The organism is Phenylobacterium sp. (assembly GCF_035944335.1).
GTDB lineage: Bacteria > Pseudomonadota > Alphaproteobacteria > Caulobacterales > Caulobacteraceae > Phenylobacterium.
In genome coordinates this window covers 1-2431 of sequence record NZ_DASZBG010000102.1, presented here as the reverse complement: position 1 = coordinate 2431, position 2431 = coordinate 1, and the positions used below count along the sequence as shown (strand labels likewise).

General features: G+C 65.4%; 2 protein-coding genes. One reads left to right on the top strand and one right to left on the bottom strand.

Going from position 1 to position 2431, the window contains the following annotated elements; all coding sequences use genetic code 11:
• The coding region (locus tag VGT80_RS16750) for an acyl-CoA dehydrogenase (protein WP_327457797.1) at window positions 1–901 on the top strand (901 nt) is incomplete at its 5' end.
• A gap of 630 nt (window positions 902–1531) precedes the next feature.
• On the opposite strand, the gene VGT80_RS16745 is transcribed toward VGT80_RS16750, so the two are convergent.
• Window positions 1532–2431: hypothetical protein (locus tag VGT80_RS16745; protein WP_327457796.1), on the bottom strand; the 900-nt coding region annotated here is incomplete at its 5' end.

Sequence of the window (2431 nt, the reverse complement as noted above, 5' to 3'; positions counted from 1 at the left end):
GAAGGAGAAGTTCCTCAAGCCGCTGCTGAACGGCGAGAAGCGCGTCTGCTACTCGATGACCGAGAAGGCCTCCGGCGCCGACGCCACCGGCATGCAGACCCGCGCGGAGAAGAAGGGCAACGAGACCTACGTCCTGAACGGCGAGAAGTGGTTCTCCTCCGCCGCCAGCGCCGCCGACCTGGCCCTGGTCATGGCCATGACCGACCCGGACGCGCCCCGCCACCAGCGCTATTCCACCTTCATCGTCGAGCTGCCGAACCCCGGCTACAAGATCAAGCGCGACATCCCGACCATGGCCGCCGAGGGTCCGCTCAGCCACATCATGGGCGGCGGCCATTCCGAGATCGAGATCAAGGACCTGGAGGTCCCGGCCGAGAACCTGCTGGGCGGCGAGGGCCGCGGCTTCGACATGGGCCAGCACCGCTTGGCCTACGGCCGCCTGCGCCACGGCATGCACAATATCGCGCTGGCCCAACGCGCCCTCGACATGGCCGCCGAGCGGGTCACCAACCGCAAGACCTTCGGCCAGCTGCTCTCCGACCGCCAGGCTGTCCAGTTCATGCTCGCCGAGTGCGCCACCCAGCTCTACATCTCGCGCCTCATGCTGCTGCACATCGCCTACAAGGCCGAGCATGGCCTGGACATGCGGCAGGAGAATTCCATCGCCAAGGTCTATCTCGCCCACATGGTCCACCACGTGGTCGACACCGCCATCCAGTTGCACGGCGCGCTCGGCTACAGCCGCGATACCCCGCTCGCCGCCTGGTACACCCACATCCGCTCCCAGCGCCTGGTCGATGGCCCCGACGAGGTCCACCGCTGGACGGTCGGCCGCAACGTCATCAAGGCCTTCAAGGCCGACGGCACGACGGCCGGCGCCGCGGGCGGGGATTTGCTTTAGTCGCTCGGCCTGTCCGCTGCCGCCGCCTTCAAGCCCACGAGAGAGGGTTTGAAAGCGCCCGTCGGGGTGCGCAGATTCCGACGGATCGCTTCGTCCTCCCGCACAAAGATGCCGCTGCCGTTGACGATAAGCGGCATCTCGAGCACCGCCGGGTCGCTGAAGTAGGTGCGTCCGCGCAGTAGGCTATATGGACTGCCGCAGGTCGGGCATCGCTTCCAAGACCCTTCGGACCCGTGGAGAACCGGGGGTCTCACGCCGTGGATTGTCACCCAATCGTCGAGCTCTGTTCCATCGAGCAGGACTCTTCCGATACCGGCCGTGCGACCATCGACGAGGTCCGCGATGTCCGAGTACCACGCGCGGTGTAGGATCCGGATCTGGAACTCACAGTTCCATTGATATTCCTCACGACCCTTAGGCGGGTGCGCGACGCGAATATCGATGGGGCCGAGGCTCCCATTGGCGTGTATGCCCCCATCCGGCGCCTTGCAGGCCCATTCGGGCCAGGGATACGGGCGACGGAGGAACACCGTCGTCGGATAGGCGTCGCGATCCAGGGGGACGCAGTTCGACGTGCGGGACGAGTACCAGAGCCATCTGGGGCTTGAACCGCTCGCCAAGAATTCCCTCCTACTGCCCCCGGAATTTCGCCAACCCGCGATCAAGCTTCGGCAGGATCGACGTGCCGTGGGTCTTATCGAAATCCTGCGAAGTACGCCGCAGGATTTCAATCGCTTGGTCGAAGCGTTCCGGATGCTCGACGAAGTGAGCCGCCCAATCCTCTGTGGACCCACCCTTCCCGCCCACGTTTAGAAACCCGGCTTCCTTCAGATTTCTTCCAAGGGCCTGGTGAAAACCGACATGGAGACTCTGCTTCAGCGCCTCTCGTTCCTGCTCCTCGGGTCCGCCCAGAAACTTGGCGAACACATGGTGCATGTGGATCGGCTCCTCGATCCCCTCCCTGATGGCATTGGTGACGACTGTGCCGCCCTCAGCCGGCATGGCCTCCATCCAGCCGCCCGGCTGAAAGAGCGGCGCGACAGCCGCGTAGGCGCCGACGATGTTCATCCCGGTGCGGCCGGCCTCGTGGTTGTAGTAGCCGGTGACCTGTCCGTTTGGACCGTGCAGTGGAACCGGCCCGCCGAACATGGTGGAGAAGAACGTCGGGAGCGGCGGGATCCCAGGAGGGAGCGGTTGCTGTGGGGCCGCCGCCGGACTTGGCGTGCCGTGGTTGCCGGCCCCGGCCTGCGTCGCAATGGGGGCGTTTCCGTTGCCGGGTCGCAGAAAACCGCCCTGCCCCAATGGCGGGCCGACACATTGGTCTGCGATCGGCAAAGTCGGGGCTGAGCTGGGAATTGGCTCGGGGGACTGCGGAGTGGCCTCCGAGCCTGACGCGTCTTGGCTGTTTCCGAAGAAGGCGTCATAGCTCGCCTGAGCGGCGGCCTGGCGGTCGGCTTCGACCTGCTCCGGCGTCCGGCCATACCAAGTTGCGAGCTCGTCTCCGCTCAAGTTCGCCGGATCAATAGGTTC